The 14,773-nt window shown below is 66.3% G+C and carries 14 protein-coding genes; 9 read left to right on the top strand and 5 right to left on the bottom strand.

Annotated features, from left to right (window positions below; translation table 11 throughout):
- Positions 1 to 16: 16 nt before the first annotated feature.
- Positions 17 to 2,953, bottom strand: coding sequence for a DUF3141 domain-containing protein (locus F4827_RS04805; protein ID WP_311672563.1), 2,937 nt, complete (start codon positions 2,951 to 2,953; stop codon positions 17 to 19).
- 450 nt (positions 2,954 to 3,403) lie between these two features.
- Here F4827_RS04805 and F4827_RS04800 point away from each other — a divergent pair, with 450 nt between their 5' ends.
- Together F4827_RS04800 and F4827_RS04795 are read left to right on the top strand one after the other, a co-directional pair.
- Positions 3,404 to 4,345, top strand: a complete 942-nt coding sequence (locus F4827_RS04800; protein ID WP_183722251.1) for a phosphate acetyltransferase — start codon at positions 3,404 to 3,406, stop codon at positions 4,343 to 4,345.
- Entirely contained in the window at positions 4,346 to 5,602 is a 1,257-nt protein-coding gene (locus tag F4827_RS04795) for an acetate/propionate family kinase (protein ID WP_183722248.1), read from the top strand.
- A gap of 9 nt (positions 5,603 to 5,611) precedes the next feature.
- Here F4827_RS04795 and F4827_RS04790 read toward each other — a convergent pair whose 3' ends face one another.
- Positions 5,612 to 6,274, bottom strand: a complete 663-nt coding sequence (locus F4827_RS04790; protein WP_183722245.1) for an alpha/beta hydrolase — start codon at positions 6,272 to 6,274, stop codon at positions 5,612 to 5,614.
- A 219-nt stretch (positions 6,275 to 6,493) separates the two neighbouring features.
- Between F4827_RS04790 and F4827_RS04785 the strand changes: the two genes are divergently transcribed.
- The 6 genes from F4827_RS04785 to F4827_RS04760 all read left to right on the top strand — a co-directional run bounded on the left by F4827_RS04785 (position 6,494) and on the right by F4827_RS04760 (position 10,644).
- Positions 6,494 to 7,444 carry a glyoxylate/hydroxypyruvate reductase A gene (locus tag F4827_RS04785; RefSeq protein ID WP_183722241.1) on the top strand — a complete coding sequence of 317 codons (951 nt, stop codon included), beginning with the start codon at positions 6,494 to 6,496 and terminating at the stop codon, positions 7,442 to 7,444.
- 79 nt (positions 7,445 to 7,523) lie between these two features.
- Positions 7,524 to 8,456 carry a hydroxymethylglutaryl-CoA lyase gene (locus tag F4827_RS04780; protein ID WP_183722238.1) on the top strand — a complete coding sequence of 311 codons (933 nt, stop codon included), beginning with the start codon at positions 7,524 to 7,526 and terminating at the stop codon, positions 8,454 to 8,456.
- A gap of 36 nt (positions 8,457 to 8,492) precedes the next feature.
- Positions 8,493 to 9,014, top strand: a complete 522-nt coding sequence (locus F4827_RS04775) for a YbaK/EbsC family protein (RefSeq protein WP_183722235.1) — start codon at positions 8,493 to 8,495, stop codon at positions 9,012 to 9,014.
- Between the two features lie 6 nt (positions 9,015 to 9,020).
- Positions 9,021 to 9,254: a DUF1289 domain-containing protein gene (locus F4827_RS04770; protein WP_183722232.1), complete on the top strand. Its 234-nt coding sequence runs from the start codon at positions 9,021 to 9,023 to the stop codon at positions 9,252 to 9,254.
- Positions 9,251 to 9,709: a MaoC family dehydratase gene (locus F4827_RS04765; protein WP_183722229.1), complete on the top strand. Its 459-nt coding sequence runs from the start codon at positions 9,251 to 9,253 to the stop codon at positions 9,707 to 9,709. The genes F4827_RS04770 and F4827_RS04765 overlap by 4 nt, the downstream gene beginning before the upstream one ends.
- Complete coding sequence (locus F4827_RS04760; RefSeq protein ID WP_183722225.1) at positions 9,706 to 10,644, top strand: MBL fold metallo-hydrolase; 939 nt, start codon at positions 9,706 to 9,708, stop codon at positions 10,642 to 10,644. The genes F4827_RS04765 and F4827_RS04760 overlap by 4 nt, the downstream gene beginning before the upstream one ends.
- A gap of 241 nt (positions 10,645 to 10,885) precedes the next feature.
- On the opposite strand, the gene F4827_RS04755 is transcribed toward F4827_RS04760, so the two are convergent.
- Together F4827_RS04755 and F4827_RS04750 are read right to left on the bottom strand one after the other, a co-directional pair.
- A complete protein-coding gene (locus F4827_RS04755) occupies positions 10,886 to 12,187 on the bottom strand; it encodes a DUF445 domain-containing protein (protein WP_183722222.1) in 1,302 nt (433 codons plus the stop codon).
- Between the two features lie 113 nt (positions 12,188 to 12,300).
- Positions 12,301 to 13,212, bottom strand: a complete 912-nt coding sequence (locus tag F4827_RS04750; protein ID WP_183722219.1) for a DMT family transporter — start codon at positions 13,210 to 13,212, stop codon at positions 12,301 to 12,303.
- 133 nt (positions 13,213 to 13,345) lie between these two features.
- Between F4827_RS04750 and F4827_RS04745 the strand changes: the two genes are divergently transcribed.
- Entirely contained in the window at positions 13,346 to 13,846 is a 501-nt protein-coding gene (locus tag F4827_RS04745; RefSeq protein ID WP_260174972.1) for an Lrp/AsnC family transcriptional regulator, read from the top strand.
- A gap of 8 nt (positions 13,847 to 13,854) precedes the next feature.
- On the opposite strand, the gene F4827_RS04740 is transcribed toward F4827_RS04745, so the two are convergent.
- Positions 13,855 to 14,748, bottom strand: coding sequence for an alpha/beta fold hydrolase (locus F4827_RS04740; protein ID WP_183722215.1), 894 nt, complete (start codon positions 14,746 to 14,748; stop codon positions 13,855 to 13,857).
- Positions 14,749 to 14,773: the final 25 nt, after the last annotated feature.

The following is a 14,773-nucleotide window of genomic DNA, read 5'->3' as shown; positions in this document are numbered from 1 at the left end:
CGCGCTTTGCTGTGGCTTACTCGCCTGCGCGCGAAGACCGGCGGCGCGCCGCGGCAGGACTGGCGGCGCGCGTGGCGGACGGCGCATTCGTCGTGCGCGATCCGCGCGCGGCGGAAGCCCTGGTTGCGGGCGCTTTCGGCTCCGGCGCGGCGACCGCTTGCGCTGCCGCCGCAGCAGCCGCCTTCACCTTCGAGGGCGGACGCGCCGCGCGCTTCGGTTTCTCCACCACCGCGGGCGCGGCTTTTTCGGCGGCAGCGGGCCGGGCGGCCTTGCCGGTCTTCGTGGCCACCGCGCGAGTGCGCGCCGTAGCGGCAGGCTTCGCGGCCTTCACGGCGACAGGCGCAGCAGAAGCCGCCGGTGCCCACCCCGCTGCGGCCCCCTGCGAGCCCGTGGGGGCCGCTTGCGTCTCGCCACCGGGCTTGTCCCCTTCAGCGCCCCCCGCGCTGCCTGCACCACCGCTTCCGGGCGGCGGCGGCAGTGCGTCTTTCTCGCTGCCCGGCTCCAGACCCAGCACGCGCTGCACTTCGGCAAAACGCTCGGCGCGCTCGCCTTCGAGCGGCTGGTAGGCCGTCGCCACCTGATACACCACCGCCATCAGCGTGCGGCGCGTGCGCGCGTCGGGCACGAGATCGGGCAGCGCGTGGATGGCGGCATGCGCATCGAGCTGCACGATCGCGCCCTGGCGACGCGCCGCATCCTTGAGCTCGGCGATGCTGGGCTGCCGGTCGCCCAGATACTCGCGGCCCAGTTCGCGCATGCGCTGGAACGGCCGGTACTGCACCACATGCATTTCGTCGGCAAGATAGGCGAGTACGCGCATGAACGCATCGAGCAGCGAGCCGTTGTGCAGATGCGCGCGTGCCGCACGCAGGCGCGTCTGCGCAAGCTCCTTGCGCAGCGCCGAAAGCGGCGGCGCGATCGGATCGAGCGGAGTATTGGGCGCGACGCCCACCAACGCCTGCACCCACGGCGCGGTGTAGATGCTGTAAAAGGTGCGTTCGACCCACGCATCGCGTGCATCGCGGTAGGCATCCCATGCGCCTTCGATGCTCGCCGACACCTGCTTTTCGATCAGCGTGAAGGGGTTGTCGGGCGCAGCCGGTTTGCGATGTGCGCGCACCGCTTCGGCGATGGCGGGCAGCACGGCCAGCGCCGGGTTCGCATCGCTGAACACGCTGCGCTCCACGCGCGAAGGATGCGTCTCGCGCAGCAGATGCGCGGTGAGCGCATTGCTCGAACCGCGCACGAGCGGCGAAATAAACAGGTCGTAAATACGCTGGTTGTTCTCGGCGAAACGACGCACGACTTCGAACGGCTGCTCGTCCTCGCGGCCATCGTCGAGCGCGAGTACATCCTCGATCGAGCGGCGCTCGAAGCGGATCTCGTAACGCCCTTCGATCGCGTCCAGGCGCCCCGCTTCCGGGCTCGTATCGGTGATCTTAGCCTCGTAGAGCCCCGGCGGCAGCACGTCGATCAGATCGAGCGCCGAAAATAATTCGGTGTGCTCCTTATTCGCCACGCTAGCGGAAACGAAGATGCCCAGGTGACCCACCTTGTCGTGCAGGCAATACACGATCACCTGCTCGTTCGCGACGATTTCATCGACGCTCGCGTAGAGATCGGGAATCCAGTTGAGCGCCTGTTGCGGCGGCGTGATGTTGTCGCCCCACGATGCCAGCACGATGATCGGCGTACGGATATTGCGCAGATCCACCGGCGAGCGCGCGTTCTTTGCGTACACCTCGTTGCGCGTGAGGTGATTGCCGACGAACAGGTTCTGCACGATCCAGTCGATTTCCGCGCGATTGAGCTGGAAATGGCCGCCCCACCAGCGCTCGAATTCGAGGAAACGCTCGCGCTCCGTATCGACGTGCGCGTAGAGGTTATAGAGCTTGCCCCAGAACGTATTGGCCGGATTCAGGTTTTCGAAGTTCTGCACCAGGTACGCGCCGTCGAAATGGCCATCGCCCAGATCGGCGGCCAGCGACGAAGCCCACGAGCCGCCCAGCATGCCGCCCGAATAGCGCATCGGATTCTTGCCGATCACACCGGCCCAGTACGACAGCGGCGAGCCTGCCAGCATCAGCGGGCCGACCAGCGAAGGCGCCGAAGCCGCGAGCAGCGCGGCTGCCCAGCCGCCCTGGCAGTTGCCGATCACGAACGGCAGGCCGTCGGCATCGGCATGCAGTTCGCGCACCTTGCGCAGGAACACGGCTTCGGCCTTGCCGACCGATTCGATCGTCTGCGTGTCGATCGGCACCGGGAAGAAGGTCACGAAGTAACAGGGATGCCCCTTGCGCAGCGCGATGCCCACTTCGCTGTCCATCTTGAAGCCCGCGATGCCGGGTCCATGCCCGGCGCGCGGATCGATCACCACGAATGGGCGCATGCGCGGATCGGTCTGCACGCCCTCCTCCGGCTTGATGCGCAGGAGTGCGTAGTTGCAGGGATCGTCGAGTTCGCGGCCATCGACGATCACGTCGTAGTCGAACGCGAGCACCGGCGGCATGCCGGCCTTTTCGTGCAGCCAGGTCTGATTGCCGCGCTCGCGCAGCACGTCGAGGAACAGCACGCTGCGCTGCCAGGCGTCGTACAGGTAATCGAACAGCGGCTGGATCGCGGCGGGCGCAGCAGCGGGCAATCTGGGCGCAGTGGGCAGGCTGGCCGCCGCCGATGGCTCGCGCGTCGGGGCGAAGCCGCCAAACGGCGCGGTTGCCTGCGAGATCGCGCTCTGCCACGCGTTGCCGAGCACATTGCCGAATGCAGATTGGGCGGCTTCGGCCGATTCGGCAAAAGCGTCGGCGATCGGCTGGAACGGCGGCAAGGTCTGGAATGGGGGGAAAGACGGGAGAGACGATAGCGGCCAGAGGGACCAGAACGGTGCGACGGAAGGGGAAGTCGCCGGAGCGGCAGACGAAGGCGAGGAAGCGGACGAGAGGGCGGAAACTGCCACGACACGAATCTCCTTTAACGGGGCGCGCGTCGCGCAACAGCCAGGCACAGGCGAGCGCACGCAGCAGTCATGCTGCACTGCAAAAGTCCAATCTAGGCAGCGCCTCGCGGAAAGTCAAGGCGGGCCGGATCGCGCTGCCGGGTCACCAACGCTCCATGATCGCGCCGTGGCATGAATGCGGCGTGACAACAAACATGTCGATGCGTGCGGCGCTTTGCTGCGTGGCCCGCGCCGCGTCCACCCGCGATCATGCGCGATGCATGTGATGACGCCTGCATCGGCCACCTTGAGCGCTCGTCAAAGCGCGCTGGACTACACTATTGGCGCTTTGCGCGGCGCAGCATGACCGTGCGAAACCGGGGTCCGCGCGGCAATCACGCACGGCCCTGGCCGGGATGGTCCAAGCCGTCGTCACATTCGCGTTCGAACATGCTTTGCGTGGAGCCTGAAATGACTACAACGCCCGACAAGTACTCGATCCTGCTGTCGCGTTGCGCGGGTCTTGCGCCCGTGCCCACGGCGGTTGCCCATCCGTGCGACGTATCGTCGCTCACGGGGGCGCTCGATGCCGCCAATCTGGGCCTGATCGCGCCGATCCTGGTCGGCCCGGAAGCGAAGATACGCGCGCTCGCGCAGGAGGCGAATCTCTCGCTCGACAACGTGGCGATTGTCGATGCGCCGCACAGCCACGCCGCCGCCGCGCGCGCGGTGCTCGCGGTGCGCTCCGGCGAGGCCGAATTGCTCATGAAGGGCAGCCTGCACACCGACGAACTGCTGCACGAAGTGGCCTCGGGCGCAAACGGTCTGCGCACGGAGCGGCGTCTCTCGCATGTCTTCGCGATGGATGTGCCCACGTATCACAAGCCGCTTTTCATCACCGACGCCGCCGTCAACATCTTCCCCAAGCTCGCCGACAAGGCCGACATCGTGCGCAACGCCATCGATCTTGTGCGGGCGCTCGGCATCGACACGCCCAAGGTGGCGATCCTCGCCGCGGTCGAAACGGTGTCCGAGAAGATGCCCTCGACCATCGACGCCGCGGCGCTGTGCAAGATGGCCGATCGCGGCCAGATCGAAGGCGGCCTGCTCGACGGGCCGCTCGCCTTCGACAACGCTATCAGCGCCGAAGCCGCACGCGTCAAAGGCATTCATTCGCCGGTGGCGGGCGACCCCGACATCCTGCTGGTGCCCGACCTGGAAGCCGGCAACATGCTCGCCAAGCAGTTGACCTTCCTCGCGGGCGCGGGCGCGGCGGGCATCGTGCTGGGCGCGCGCGTGCCGATCATCCTCACGAGCCGCGCGGACACGGTGCGCTCGCGCATCGGCAGCTGCGCCATCGCCGTACTGCTCGCCCATGCGCGGCGCACGCGGCAGAACGCGGAGGTGCTGTAAATGAATGTCGAGAACGCTCACGCGCACGGGAACGAACACGGCGAAGGCCAGATCGTGCTGGTGGTCAACGCCGGTTCGTCGAGCATCAAGTGTTCGGTGTATCGCGTAATCGACGATCCGAACGTGCAAGCCGGCGCACGCGCGATTCTGGGCGCGGGCGGCCAGATCGAGGGCATCGGCGTGGCGCCGCGTCTGGAAGCGCATATGGCCGATGGCCGCCTGATCGTCGACCAGAAGTTCCCTGTGGCGCAGGTGGCCGATCACGACGCCGCGTTCCGCCTGCTGCGCCTCGTGCTTGCGGTGGGCTTGCGCGACACGCCGCCCGCTGCGATCGGTCATCGCGTGGTGCATGGCGGCTCGCATTTCAAGGACGCGACGCTCATCGACGATCAGGTGATCGCCGAACTCGACTCGCTCACGCCGCTCGCGCCGCTGCATCAGCCGCACAATCTCGCGGCGATTCGCGCGGTGCGCATTGCCGCGCCCGAGTTGCCGCAGGTGGCGTGCTTCGATACGGCCTTCCACGCCGGCAACGACATCATGGCGCAGCTCTTCGCGCTGCCCTATCACTACTACGAGGAGGGCGTGCGCCGCTACGGCTTTCACGGCCTTTCGTACGAGTACATCGCCCATCATCTGCATGCCGTCGCACCCGAGATCGCACGCGGTCGCGTCGTGGTCGCGCATCTGGGCAACGGCGCGAGCCTGTGCGCGATGCACGACGGCAAGAGCGTGGAGACCACCATGGGCCTCACCGCGCTAGACGGCCTGCCGATGGGCACGCGCTGCGGCGCGCTCGATGCGGGCGCGGTGCTGTGGATGATGGAACGCGGCATGGGCCACGACGAAATCCAGAAGCTGCTGTATCACGACTCGGGGCTCAAGGGTCTTTCCGGCGTGAGCAGCGACATGCGCGAACTGCTGGCAAGCGACAGCGCGCAAGCGAAGCTCGCGATCGACTTCTACACGTACCGGATCGCGCAGGAAGTGGGCAAGCTTGCCGTGGTAATGGGCGGGCTGGATGCGCTGGTGTTTACCGCCGGGATCGGGCAGCACGCGCCGCAGATTCGCGCGCAGGTGTGCGAGCGGCTTGCGCCGCTATTCGGCATCACGCTGGATAGCGCTGCCAACGAAGCGGGCAACGAGCGCGTCACCGCGCGCGAGAGCCGCGTGCCGGTGTTCGCCGTGCGCACCGACGAAGAAGGGATGATTGCACTGCATACCGCTCGTTTGCTACGCAACGCACAGGCGCGTTGAGGCACACGCTCAGGCGTATTTGAGCCGCGCTTCCATGTCGTAGGCGGCGCTTTCCTCGCCGCCTGCGTTGTCGGCCGCGTTGTCACCTGCTCCATCGCCCGCCGCGTCGCGCAATCTGCGCGGCGCTTCGCAATGCACCAGCGTATCGACGAAATACTTCGCACGCGGCCAGGGCCCGAAGCCCGCCGCCGTGTTGATATGCCCCGCATCGCCGAGATTCACGAACGCGCTGCCCAGTTGCCGCGCGAGACGCTGCGCGCCGTCGAGCGTCATCCACGGGTCGGTTTCGCTGCCGATCAGAATCGACGGCACTTTCAGACGGCGCGCCTCGAACGCTCCGGCAAAGCGGAACTTCTCAGGGCTTGCGGGCGCGACGAACAACACGCCTGCCACATCGGCGCTCACCAGGCCTTGTTGCAGTGCATAAGCCGTCACGAGGCAGCCGAAGCTGTGCGCCGCGAGCAGGAATGGCCCGCGTTCGCGCGCAAGCAGTTGTGCGAGCGCGCCGCTCCACACCGCCAGATCGGGCGCGTCCCAGTCGTCCTGTTCGACGCGCAGCGAGCGCGGGAACTGCCGCTCCAGCCAGCTTTGCCAATGCGCCCCGTCGCTGCCGTGCAGGCCCGGCACGGTGACGAGTCTCGGCGGCCAACGTGATTGAGCGCACGAAAGCATGATTTTTTCCTCGCATCGACGGATCGTGGAGCGATTGTGATCCGCACCGCGCGCGCGCCGAACCAATTTTTTTTGCTTAGCTTTTTCACGTCCCCGCGATGGTGCGGCGCGGCGGGCCCGGGTTTCGGCGCTCGGGGAGAAAGCCCGACGGCTTCGGGCACGAAAAAGTAGAATGTGCCCAGCGGCTTTGTCACGCGATTTCGAGGGATACGTATCACGATGAAGATTCTGTTCTGGCTCCCGCAATCCGATGCTTCCGGCTGGCTCGCCGCCCTCGCGCGCGCGCTGCCGGATGCCGAACTGCGCGAATGGCAGCCCGGCGACACCGCGCCCGCCGATTTCGCGATCGTCTGGCACCCGCCGCGCGAGATGTTCGCCGCGCCGCGCGGCCTGCGGGCGGTGTTCAACCTGGGCGCGGGCGTCGACGCCATCCTCGCGCTCGAACGTCAGCATCCCGGCACGCTGCCGCAGGACGCGCTGCTGGTGCGCCTCGAAGATTCGGGCATGGGGCCGCAAATGGCCGAATACGTGCAGCATGCGGTGCTGCGCTACCTGCGCCGCTTCGACGATTACGCCCGGCAGCAGGCCCGCCGCGAATGGCATGTGCTCGCGCCGCATCCGCTCGAAACCTTTACCGTGGGCGTGCTTGGCCTGGGCGTGCTGGGCGCGCAGGTGGCGCGCGCGGTGGCGTCGCTGGGCGTGCCGGTGCGCGGCTTTTCCCGCAGCGCGAAAGCGATCGACGCAATCGAAACATTCTCGGGCGACTTGCGCAGCCCTCAGTTCGACGCCTTTCTCGACGATGTGAAAGTGCTCGTCAATCTGCTGCCCGCCACGCCCGATACGCACGACATCCTCGACGCCGACACCTTCGGCAAGCTCGCGCGCGGCGCCTATGTGGTGAACGTCGCACGCGGCGCACATCTGGTCGAACAGGATCTGCTCGACGCGCTGGCGAACGGCACGCTGGCCGGGGCCACGCTCGACGTGTTCCGCACCGAACCGCTGCCGCCCGAGCATCCGTTCTGGCTGGAGCCGCGCATCACGATTACCCCGCATAGCTCGGCGCTCACGCTGCGCGAGGAAGCGGTCTCGCAGATCGCGGACAAGATCGAAGCGCTCTCGCGGGGCGAAACCGTGAGCGGCATCGTGCATATCAAACGCGGATACTAAGTTCCTCAATGCGTTGCTGAATACGTCGCTGAATACGACGCTGAGCAAGCCGCAGAAAATACAAGGACAGGAGACAGACATGGCAGCAAGCCCCCTCCCCGGCGCAGTCAAGATCGTTGAAGTCGGCCCGCGCGACGGCCTGCAGAACGAGAAGGAATTCGTGCCCACGCAGGTCAAGATCGAACTGATCGACCGCCTCACGCAGGCGGGCTTCGCGAATATCGAAGCCGCCTCGTTCGTTTCGCCGAAATGGGTCCCGCAAATGGCCGACGGTGCGCAGGTGATGGACGGCATCGCGCGCCGCGCGGGCACGATCTATTCGGCGCTCACGCCGAATCTGCGCGGCTTCGAAGGCGCACTCGCCGCGCGCGTCGATGAAATCGTGATCTTCGGCGCGGCCAGCGAAGCGTTCTCGCAGAAGAACATCAATTGCTCGATTGCCGAAAGCATCGAGCGTTTCGCGCCCGTGGCGCAAGCGGCGAAGGCCAACGGCGTGCGCATTCGCGGCAGCGTGTCGTGCTCGCTCGGCTGCCCGTATCAGGGCGAGGTGCCGGTCGAATCGGTGGTGGATGTGGTGCAGCGCTTCGCGGCGCTGGGCTGCGACGAAATCGATATCGCCGACACCATCGGCGTGGGCACCGCGAAGCGGGTGCATGAAGTGTTCGAGGCGGTCACGAAGGTATTCCCGCGCGAGCGTCTTTCCGGCCACTTCCACGACACCTATGGTCAGGCGCTGGCGAACATCTATGCGGCGCTCGAACAAGGCATTGCGATCTTCCACGCCTCGGTGGCAGGTCTGGGCGGCTGCCCCTACGCGAAAGGCGCAACCGGCAATGTCGCAACCGAAGACGTGCTGTATCTGATGAACGGCCTGGGCATTCATACGGGCGTCGATCTCGATCAGGTGGTGGCCGCCGGCGACTTTATTTCGCGCGCGATCGGCCGCAACAACGTCTCGCGCGCAGGCAAGGCGCTGCTCGCCAAACAGCAGAGCGCCGCCGCCTGCGCATAGTCCGAATTCGAATCGTAGTACGAAGGAATCGTCAAGATGATCGACACGCTTATCAACTCCGGGAAAGACGGCATCGAAGCCCTGCCCGAATCCGCGCGCCGCGTTGCGCTGCTGCTGCGCGACCATGGCCACGTCAAGCCGGTCGTGCTGCTGCCCGAGACCGGCAAGACCTCGGCGGAAGCCGCCGCGGGACTGGGCTGCGAAGTCGCGCAGATCGCCAAGTCGATCCTGTTCCGCCGTCGCAAGGACGATGCGCCCGTGCTCGTGATCGCCAGCGGCGCGAATCGCGTGGACGAAAAGAAGGTCGAGGCGCACGTCGGCGAAATTGGCCGCGCCGATGCGAAGTTCGTGCGCGAGATGACCGGCTACGCGATTGGCGGCGTCTGCCCGATTGGCCATGCCACGCGCCCCGTGACGCTGATCGACGCCGATCTGTTCCTGCTCGACAGTCTGTGGGCGGCGGCGGGCCATCCGCATGCGGTGTTCAATCTGTCGCCGCAGGAACTCGCAGCGATGACCGGCGCGCCGGTCGTCGATGTGGCGCTGCGCGATGCGTAAGCCGGCATGACGACGCCCTCGCCCTGCATCAACGTGTGCCGCATGCACGAGGCCAGCGGCCTGTGTGAAGGCTGCCTGCGCACGATCGACGAGATCGCCTCGTGGTCCACGCTCGAAGACGACGCGAAACGCGCGGTATGGGACGCCATCGAAGTTCGACACGCGCACTGGCTGACGCAGCGCGATGCCGGCAAGGTTGCGCGCGCAGCCGATGATGCTCAGCACGGAGACGCACGATGACCGCGCCCGCCCGCGTCGTGAAGATCGGCGAGACCTTTGGCGCGACGCTTGCACTCTCGCCCGATTCGGTGAAGTCGTTCGCCACGCTCGTGAGCGATCTCAACCCGCTGCATCATGACGAGGCCTACGCCGCGCAGAGCCGCTTTGGCGGCTTGATTGCTTCGGGCACGCAGCCCACCGCGCATTTCATGGCGCTGCTGGCGACGCATTTTTCGCAGTACGCGCAGCCGCTGGGTCTCGACTTCGACATGAAGCTCAAGCGCGCCGCGCACGCCACTGACGTGCTGACGTTCGAATGGCGGGTGGTGGATGCGTACTGGAAATCCAGCCTCAACGGCGATCTCGTCAAGCTCGAAGGCACGGCGAAGAACCAGAACGGCGACACGCTGGTGGTGGGCCGCTCGACGATCCTGGTGATGCCCAAACCGTCGAACCCACAAGGCGTTGCGTCATGAGCGAAGTCGCCCTGCCGGCGTCGCTGCGCGTGTTCGAACGCGGCTGGCTGTCGTCGAACAACATCCTGCTGGTCGATGAAGATCGCGCGGCGCTGGTCGACACCGGCTACGCCACGCACGCCGCGCAAACGGTCGCGCTCGTGCAGCATGCGCTTGCGGGCCGCGCGCTCGACACCATCGTCAATACGCATCTGCATTCGGATCACTGCGGCGGCAACGCGCAATTGCAGGCGCAGTGGGCGAGCGAGACGCTCGAAACGCTGATCCCCGCCGCCAGCGAACGGGCCGTGCGTGAATGGGATGAAGCGAAGCTCACCTTTCGCGCGACGGCGCAGACGTGCGAGCGCTTTACGTTCACCGGCACGCTCGCGCCGGGCGCACGCCTGAAGCTGGGCGGCATCGGCTGGGAGGTAATCGGCGCGCCGGGACACGATCCCGATTCGCTGATGCTCTACGCGCCGGAGCCTCGCGTGCTCATCAGCGCCGATGCGCTCTGGGAGCATGGCTTCGGCGTGATCTTTCCGGAACTGGAGGGAGAAAGCGGTTTCGCGGAGCAGCAGGCGGTGCTCGACGCCATCGCGAAGCTGGAGGTGGCAACCGTCATCCCGGGCCACGGCAAACCGTTCACGGGCGTCGACGCGGCGCTGCAGCGGGCCTATTCGCGCCTTGCATGGCTGCGCGCCGATCCCGCGCGCAACGCGAAAAACGCGCTCAAGGTGCTGATCGTTTTCAAGCTGCTCGAAGTGCGCACGCTGCGCTTTGCGGCGCTGCAAGCCATGCTCGCCGATGCCGCCGTCATGCACGCGGCGGCGCGCCAGCTCGCGCCCGAAAGCGCGTGGCCCGGGCTGCTGCACGAGTTGACCGGCGAGCTGGCAAAGAGCGGTGCGCTGGTGCTGCGCGAAGACGGCATCGAAGCGCCGGCAGCCGTGGCCTGAACATCGGCGCCCAGGCACCAAAAAAAACGCTCGTCCTTTTGCGAGGACGAGCGAGAGTATCTTGCTATGACGTGATCAAACGTTAGAACCGATCATACTCGCGCGCGATTGCGCGTCGCATCGGTGATTTCCCTAAAAACCCGCAACCCTGCGCGGGCCTGAAAACGTCCGTAAAAACAGACACATATTGCTTCGCGCTCCGAATTTATGCCGCATACGTTCACGAACCTGTCACACGGTCTCACAGGCCGAGTTGCAGGCGCAACCATTCGAACAGATGCGAGCAGAGATAAAGACCCAGCCCGATCGTACCGCCGATCACCGTGCCGTTGACGCGAATTTCCTGCAGATCCTTGCCGATCTTCAGCTCGATGAGCCGGGCGGTTTCGCGCGTGTCCCAGTTGCGCACCGTATCTCGGATGTGATGGGTCAGGTAGCGTGAGAACTCCGGCGCCATCGCACGCGCGGCGTCCTCCAGATGACTGTTGATCGAAGCGCGCAGATCGGCGTCGGCGGCCAGCGCCTCGCCGAGCCACTGACCCGTCGCGGCCACCTTCGCGTGCAGTGTCGAGCCCGGTTGGTCGAGATCGTCGCGCAGCCACGCGCGCAAGCTGCCCCATAGCTCGCGCGTGTAATCGTTGAGCGCACTGCCTTCGCGCAGACTCGCCTTCAGCTCCTCGCCCTTGCGCAGAAAGGCCGGATCGCTCTTGAGCTGCACGATCAGCTTTTGCATCACCTCGTCGAACTTCTGCCGCAGATGATGTTCGCGATCCTCGCTCACCTGCAGCAGCAGGCGGTTCACGGCGCTTTCCAGCACGCGCGCGCCTTTGTCGCCCAGCCAGTCCGAGGGCAGATACTTTTCCGTCTTCGGAAACTCGCCCTTGAGCCCGTCGACGATGCGCGAGGCCACGAAGATGCGCGTGCTCTCCTGCGCCAGCAAGAGGCCGAGCTGATCGAGCATGCGGTCGAGCAGTTCCTGGTGGCGACCGTCTTTCGTCAGCGTATCGAGGATGGCGCCCGCCGATTTCGACAGATCGACCTTGTCGAGCGCAGCGTGCAGGGCATCGCGGATAAAGGCCTGGATGCGCGCGTCGTCGGTGAGGCCGAGCAGGCCCGACATCAGCCGTACGGCATAGTCGCCCAGTCGTTGCGCGTTCTGCGGCGCGGTGAGCCAGCCAGATAGCCGCTCAACCGGATCGTGCCGGCGAATCAGCCCGACCAGCGAATTCACGTCGAGAAACTTCTCCTGCACGAACACGGCGAGTTCGTCGGCGATGCGATCCTTGTTGCGCGGAATCACGCCGGTGCGGGCGGCCACGAAGGGAATCGGCACGCGCCGGAACAGCGCGACCACCGCGAACCAGTCGGCCAGCGCGCCGACCATCGCGGCTTCGCTCACGGCCTTGATGCCGTCGACGATCACGCCCGGCGGCGAAAGCGCCGTGACCACGAACACCACGGCGGCCGCGATCAGAAAAAGGAGCGCGCGGCGTTTGGCGCGCATGAGTTCGGCTTCGTCGCGGCTGATTTCGGAGGTGGGCATGCGGGCGGATCAGGAGATCAATCGATCCGCGCCATTATGGGGGGAGTCCGCGAACGATGCGCCTCGCTGCACCGCCTCGCTGCACCGCCGCGCGCCGCGTCACCCGTGCAAGGTCAAATCGGGCGCGCCTTCCCCCGCTGCGGCACGATCTGCCAGCCCAGGTTTACGCCCGCCGCCGCGAGCAGGATCAGCGCCGCGCCCGCCAGCTGGATCCACGCCAGCCGCTGGCCGAAGGCGAACCAGTCGACGAAGATCGCCATCACCGGATAGATGAACGAGAGCGCGCCCGTCATCGCGGTGGGCAGCTTCTGGATCGCACCGTACAGCAGCACGTACATTACCCCCGTATGCACGATGCCGAGCGTGACGATCTGCGCCCAGTGCGCGGGCGTGTCGGGCAGCGTGCCGTAGTGGATGAACGGCGCGAGCGCCAGCGCCCCGAAGGCCAGTTGCACCAGCGCCAGCAGATGCGGCGGCGTGCCCTTCAGACGCCGCGTGATGATCGCCGAGATCGCGTACAGAAAGGCCGCGCCCGCCGCGCAGGCCACACCGGCGAGGTATTCGCCGGGCACCGCCAGCACCGCGGGCGGCACTTCCACCACGCCAACGAGGCCAACGAAGGCCAACGCAAGCCACACCACGGTGGACGCGCTCACGCGCTCGCGCAGCAGCAGCGCGCCCAGGCCCACGAGCATGAAGGGCTGCGTGTTGTAAACCGCCGTGGCCATCGAAATGGATGCACGCGAATAGGCCGCGAAAAGCAGCACCCAGTTCGCGACGATGGCCGCGCCGCCCAGCACCGCGAGCCCAAGCGTGCGCCACGGCAGCAGCGCACGCCGATAAAGCCCGAGCGCCGCACAGACCAGCGCGAGGGTCGCGCCGCCCAGCACGCAGCGCATGAACACCACGTTGAGCGCCGGTTGCCTCGACGCGACCACCAGCCAGCCGATGGTGCCGGACATCAGCATCGCGATGGTCATTTCGGCTGCGCCACGGCGTATTTCCGGGGAAGCTGCGGAGGACATAACGGGGTTTCCTGATCGAGAACTTGCAGATCAGTTTACTTGCTGTCCGGCGCACAATACATGGCAAAAACAAGGCAAAATTCTTCATTCGCCTTAAAATCGAAGGTGATACGGCCTATGGATGAGCGAACTCATGAACAAACTCATGAACAAGCGCACGAACGGATCGACGCTGTCGTCCTCACCCGCGCCGGCGCCCCTCGATGAGATCGATCGCGCCTTGCTTGCGGCGCTCGCGGAGGATGCGCGCGCCAGCGTGAGCGATCTGGCGCGCCAGATCGGGCTTTCGGCGCCCAGCACCACGGAGCGCATGCGCAGGCTCGAAGCGCAGGGGGTGATCGGCGGCTATACGGTGCGGATCGATCCGCGCGCGCTCGGTTATACGCTGCAGGCAATCGTGCGCGTGAAGCCGCTGCCGGGCCAGTTGCATCTGGTGGAGGAGATGCTGCGCCGTATTCCCGAATTCATCGAATGCGACAAGGTAACGGGCGACGACTGCTTCATCGCCCGCCTCTATCTGCATTCGATCGAACAGCTCGACGACATCCTCACCAAGGTCACCGAGCGCGCCGAAACCAGCACCGCCATCGTCAAGACGACCCCGGTGCCGCGCCGTCTGCCACCGCTCGTCTGAAGCGTGGCTTAGCGCTCCGTGGCGTCGAAGAACGCCAGCATTTCTCCAACCAGCGCTTCGTGCGCTTCCTCAGGAATGTAGTGACCGCACGGCAGCGCGCGGCCGCTCACGTCGCGCGCGACCTTGCGCCATTCGGCGAGCGGATCGAAGCAGCGCTGGATCACGCCATGCTCGCCCCACAGCACCCGCAGCGGGCAGCCCACCTTGTGGCCACGCTCGATATCGGCGCGGTCGTGTTCGAGGTCGATGGTCGCGGATGCGCGGTAGTCCTCGCACATCGCATGCACCGCGCCCGGCTGGCGCAGCGCCGCGCGATACGCGCCCATCGCCTTGGGCGCGAACGGCGCGAGACCGGCGTGGCGGCCGCCCATCACGCGTTCGATATAGGCATCCGGATTCGCGCCGATCAGCGCTTCGGGCAGCGGCTCGGGCTGGATCAGCAGGAACCAGTGGAAATAGAGCGTGGCGAATTCGCGATCGGTCTGCTCGTACATGGCGAGCGTGGGCGCGATGTCCAGCAGCATGAGACGCTCGACGGCATCAGCATGATCGAGCGCCATGCGGTGCGCCACGCGCGCGCCGCGATCGTGCGCGCACACCAGGAAGCGCTCGAAGCCGAAGTGCTTCATGACCTCGACCTGGTCGGCGGCCATGGCGCGCTTCGAATAGGCGGCGTGGGTGGCGTCGCTGGGCGGTTTCGACGAATCGCCGTAGCCGCGCAGGTCGGTGGCGATCACGGTGAAGTGCTTCGCCAGATCCGGCGCGCAGCGATGCCAGATCATGTGCGTCTGCGGATGGCCGTGCAGGAGCAGCAGCGGCGGGCCTTCGCCGCCGCGCATCCCGTTGATTTCGGCGCCGCCTGCAGTGCGGACGGTGAAAGGCGTGTATCCCTCAAACGGCATGATTTGTCTCTCCCCTGTCCCTGTT

It is taken from the genome of Paraburkholderia bannensis, assembly GCF_014200455.1.
GTDB classification, from domain to species: Bacteria; Pseudomonadota; Gammaproteobacteria; order Burkholderiales; family Burkholderiaceae; genus Paraburkholderia; species Paraburkholderia bannensis_A.
The sequence above is the reverse complement of the archived record's forward strand: the minus strand, read 5'-3'. Positions and strand labels throughout refer to the sequence as shown.

Bases quoted from the DNA above. Each gene is read 5' to 3' on its own strand.
- F4827_RS04800 (WP_183722251.1), top strand. From the start codon at position 3,404: ATGACTACAACGCCCGACAAGTACTCGATCCTGCTGTCGCGTTGCGCG.
- F4827_RS04795 (WP_183722248.1), top strand. From the start codon at position 4,346: ATGAATGTCGAGAACGCTCACGCGCACGGGAACGAACACGGCGAAGGC.
- F4827_RS04790 (WP_183722245.1), bottom strand. From the start codon at position 6,274: ATGCTTTCGTGCGCTCAATCACGTTGGCCGCCGAGACTCGTCACCGTG.
- F4827_RS04785 (WP_183722241.1), top strand. From the start codon at position 6,494: ATGAAGATTCTGTTCTGGCTCCCGCAATCCGATGCTTCCGGCTGGCTC.
- F4827_RS04780 (WP_183722238.1), top strand. From the start codon at position 7,524: ATGGCAGCAAGCCCCCTCCCCGGCGCAGTCAAGATCGTTGAAGTCGGC.
- F4827_RS04775 (WP_183722235.1), top strand. From the start codon at position 8,493: ATGATCGACACGCTTATCAACTCCGGGAAAGACGGCATCGAAGCCCTG.
- F4827_RS04770 (WP_183722232.1), top strand. From the start codon at position 9,021: ATGACGACGCCCTCGCCCTGCATCAACGTGTGCCGCATGCACGAGGCC.
- F4827_RS04765 (WP_183722229.1), top strand. From the start codon at position 9,251: ATGACCGCGCCCGCCCGCGTCGTGAAGATCGGCGAGACCTTTGGCGCG.
- F4827_RS04760 (WP_183722225.1), top strand. From the start codon at position 9,706: ATGAGCGAAGTCGCCCTGCCGGCGTCGCTGCGCGTGTTCGAACGCGGC.
- F4827_RS04755 (WP_183722222.1), bottom strand. From the start codon at position 12,187: ATGCCCACCTCCGAAATCAGCCGCGACGAAGCCGAACTCATGCGCGCC.
- F4827_RS04750 (WP_183722219.1), bottom strand. From the start codon at position 13,212: ATGTCCTCCGCAGCTTCCCCGGAAATACGCCGTGGCGCAGCCGAAATG.
- F4827_RS04745 (WP_260174972.1), top strand. From the start codon at position 13,346: ATGAACAAACTCATGAACAAGCGCACGAACGGATCGACGCTGTCGTCC.
- F4827_RS04740 (WP_183722215.1), bottom strand. From the start codon at position 14,748: ATGCCGTTTGAGGGATACACGCCTTTCACCGTCCGCACTGCAGGCGGC.